This window comes from Streptomyces sp. SPB074 (assembly GCF_000154905.1).
GTDB lineage: Bacteria > Actinomycetota > Actinomycetes > Streptomycetales > Streptomycetaceae > Streptomyces.
The window spans coordinates 4332780-4336425 of the sequence record NZ_GG770539.1; the positions used below are offsets into that span (position 1 = coordinate 4332780).

The 3646-nt window shown below is 72.6% G+C and carries 3 protein-coding genes; all 3 read right to left on the reverse strand.

Translation table 11 applies throughout. From position 1 onward, the window contains the following. A partial coding sequence (locus SSBG_RS18210; RefSeq protein WP_008747536.1) for an STM4013/SEN3800 family hydrolase occupies window positions 1-838 on the reverse strand: 838 nt, incomplete at its 3' end. A 424-nt stretch (window positions 839-1262) separates the two neighbouring features. Further along, complete coding sequence (locus tag SSBG_RS18215) at window positions 1263-2405, reverse strand: STM4014 family protein (protein ID WP_008747537.1); 1143 nt, start codon at window positions 2403-2405, stop codon at window positions 1263-1265. After that, window positions 2402-3427: an STM4015 family protein gene (locus SSBG_RS18220; protein ID WP_037870082.1), complete on the reverse strand. Its 1026-nt coding sequence runs from the start codon at window positions 3425-3427 to the stop codon at window positions 2402-2404. Before SSBG_RS18220 ends, SSBG_RS18215 begins: the two co-directional genes overlap by 4 nt. Between the last annotated feature and the right edge of the window lie 219 nt (window positions 3428-3646).

Below are 3646 nucleotides of genomic sequence, written 5' to 3' on the forward strand. Positions count from 1 at the left end.
TGGGGGTCATGCGGCGGGCTCCGGGGTCGGGGGTGTCTCCGGCATCGAGGAGGAAGTGGGCGTAGGGGACGGTCCACACCGCCGGGTGGCCCAGGCGGTGCCCGGTGTAGCCGTCCTCCCCGTACGTCGTGCCGTGGTCGGAGCAGACGATGGCGAGGCAGGGGCGGCGGCTGCTCGCGGCGGCGAAGAGCCGTCCGATGTGCCGGTCGACGTACTCCAGCGCCGCCGCGTGCGATTCCCGGGTGTCGCCGTGGTCGGCCTCCGCGCCCGGCAGGTGGTGCCAGTTGGGCTGGTGCAGCGCGGAGACGTTGACGAAGAGGAAGAGCTTCCGTTCACCGGGCAGCCGCGCGACGACCTCCTCGGCCTTTGCGACTTGGGCCTCGAAGCTCGTCGGCGAGGTGACCCCGAAGCCGGGCTCCCAGTGCGCCTCCGCGAAGAGCGAGGGCAGGACGGAGCCGAGCGCGTCCCGTTGGTTGAAGAAGCCCACCCCGCCGAGACACACCGTGTGGTAGCCGGTGTCGGCGAGCGCGCTGACCAGGTCGGGCGCGTCGAAGACCCAGGTGCGCGGCACGGTCGTCTCGCTCCCGCCGAAGCGGGCGGCGAAGAGCCGGGGATGCGGACCGGGACGCGCGGGGGTCGGCAGGAACCCCGCGAAGATCGCCTGGTGGGAGGCGTACGTGAAACTGCCGGGCGCGTGCCGCTCCTCCCACCGGCCGCCGGGCAGATGTCGTGCGAGGTGAGGAATGCGCCCTGCGGCGGCGAGTTCGGCGGCGACGTCGTGGCGGAGCGTGTCGAGCGTGACGAGGAGGAGATCGTGCGTACCGACGATGTCGTTCATGTCGAGGTCGGCCGACCCCGGTGCGGGGGACCCGGCCCCGGCGGCGCGTGGTTCATGGCCGACGCCTTCGGGAGCGCGGGGGTCGTGATTGGCGCCGGGGCTCTCGGGGGCGCGGGGTTCTTCGGCGGTGCGGGGCGTGCTGGTCATGTGCGGTGCTTTCGGGCTTCTTCCGTGGCGGGGTGGCGGGGTGGCGGGTGGCGGGTGCGGATGGCGGTTGCCGGGTGTCGGGCGTTGGGGGCGTGGCGATCGGAGTGGGCGAGTGGGGCGGGGCTGCGGCGGGGAGCGGGTGCGGGGTGCTCGATGACGCGGGGTGCGGTGGTGCGGTGATGCGGTGATGTGGAGGCGGCGAGGTGGGTGCTTGCGCGGGCGGATCGCGCGGCGTGGGGCGGAATGCGGGTGTCGGTGAGGACGTGCCGCGTGTGGCTCAGGGGTGAGGTGCGGGCGTGGGCAGGGTGCTGATGAAGGCGGGAAGGGCGGCGAGTTGGGCCGCGTACGTATCGAGTCCCTCGACGCCGCTGCCCGGGAGCCCGGTGAGGCCGGGCAGGAGGTCGCCGAAGGCGTTGACCTCGCCTACCGCGACGCGTGACCAGCCACGGGCCGGCAGCAGGTCGACACCGACGGCCAGGGTGCCGGGGAAGCAGGCGGCCGCGCGCTCGCACTCCTCCAGGGCCTGCGCCCAGCCGAGGCCCGCCGAGTCGAAGGCGCTCCGCGCCGCCGCGAGGTCGCCGCGCCTGCCGCCGAGATGGAGATTGGTGAGGGGGCTGCTCCCGGTCCGTACGACGGCGTGCGTGGCGCGCCCGTGGACGACGAGGACCCGCAGGTCCGTGCTGCGGCCTGCTTGTGCGGCTTTCGGCCACCAGCGCTCCAGGTGCAGGCCCTCGGGCGCGAGCCGGTCGACGAGCGCGGCTATCTCCGCCTCGCTCCGCAGGACGCGAGGGCGCAGGGAGTTGTGCAGCTCACCGCCGGGCGCGGTTTCCACGGGGGTGACGGCGCGGATGCGGCCCGGTCCGGCCGAGTCGATCGCGAGGACGCCGGAAGCGGAGGAGCCGTGCGCGGGCTTCACGAAGAGCCGGTGCAGGCCGTGCCCGGACATGAGTGCCCGTACGTCGTCCCAGCCCCGCACCGTCGTAGCACCCGCACCCGCCGAGGTGGGGGAGTGAGGGACGGACACGCCTGCGGCGGCCAGGCGGGCGTGACAGCGGCGTTTGTCGAAGAGGATGGCGAGTTCCTCCGGGTTGTCGAGTCGCTGCCCGCCGCGCAGGCTCGCGACGGCGTCGAGCAGCCCCGTGTACCACCGTGCCGTCCCACCGACCCTCGTCTGCGGCCCGGGGCCCCGCAGTATCTCGTCCACCTCGGCGTTCTCGCCGGGCGAGTCGAGCCGCACGATTTCCTCGGGACCGAACTCGGCGCCGCCCCGGGTGAGGACGTCCAGCCAGGGCACGACGCGGGGTGCGGGCAGGCCCGCACGGCGCGCGGCGTCGAGGTGGAGGCGCACGCGTCGGTTCTCCGGGTTGCCGACGACCGCGAGCGGCGGTCCCGTCCGCGCGGCTGCCCTCGCGCTGATCATTCGCTCACGGAGACGAAACGGTGCACGGTGTCGCCGTCGTCCCAGGAGTGGGCGTCCCCTTCGGCGAGGTCGAGGGCGACCCCGGCCGGCTCCAGCGCGGTGCGCAGCCGTTCGCGGACCTCCTCGGTCAGGTAGTTGTGGTGCAGGTCGAGGCTCTGGAGGTGGGTGAGGCGTGGTGCGGCGCTCAGGAGCGCCTCGGCCCCCCGGTCGCTGAGGACACCGAGCGACAGGTCGAGGCTGTCGAGCCGGTCGAGCACGGGAGCGGTGACGACGGCCTCGGCGATGAGGTCCTGCTGCTCGCTGTCGCGGAGCGCGAGGTGGGTCAGGGCGGGAAGCCGCTCCCCGGAGAGCAGGGGTGCGAGGTCGGTGATGGTGCTGTCCCCGCCGTACTCGTCGATGCCGAGCCACAGTTCGAGGTGCGTGAGCGCGGGGAAGTCGCTCGCGCCGATGCTCCGTACGACGGTCGCGGGCAGTCCACCGGTCTCGACGGTGAGCAGGCGCAGTTTCTCGTGGCGTACCGGAGAGAGCGCGAGTTCCGATCCCCCGCGTATGCCCAGCTCCTCCAACTCCGGGAATCCGGTGAGGAGGCCGGTGATGTCGGACTGCTGAATCCAGGAGATCTCGGCGTCCTCCATCGTCATGTCACCGAGGAAGAGAGCGCGCAGTGCGGGTAGCTCCGCGCGGTGCTCCAGGATTGTGGCGACCACCTCGGCCGAACTCGACTCGTACGCCTCGCCCCAGGAACCGATGACGAGCGCGCGCACTTCGGACAACTCGACGTGCGAACGGAAACGGTCGAAGCACTCGGTCCAGGTCTCGTCGCTCTCCCAGGGCTCCACGCCGAGCGACCACGCCACCGCGTCCGCCGCCGGCAGCTCCCGCAGCGCTTTCCCGGCCGGATCGTCCCCCCGCTGCCGGAGCTTCGCCTGCTCGGGCGTCAGCTTCTCGGCCGGAGTCGGGGGCGCGGGGAAATTGTGCACGGGGAGGCCGTGGAAGGTCGTGAGGTGCTCGTTGATCGTCATGGGGCTGCTCCGGATTGGGATGGGAGGGGAGAGGGGGTGGGGGTGTGAATGGGGAACGGGGAGGGATGGTCGCGGGTGCGGGTGCGGGTGCGGGTGCGGGTGCGGGCATGGGCAGGGTGATGGCAGGGCTGCGACCTGCTCGGACACGAGTACGAGGTCTTGGGTCCAGTTCTATCAACGCCCGCTGACAACGGGTGCCTTCGGCGGAGAATCTGTGGA

Bases quoted from the DNA above. Each gene is read 5' to 3' on its own strand.
- SSBG_RS18220 (WP_037870082.1), bottom strand. From the start codon at position 3,427: ATGACGATCAACGAGCACCTCACGACCTTCCACGGCCTCCCCGTGCAC.
- SSBG_RS18215 (WP_008747537.1), bottom strand. From the start codon at position 2,405: ATGATCAGCGCGAGGGCAGCCGCGCGGACGGGACCGCCGCTCGCGGTC.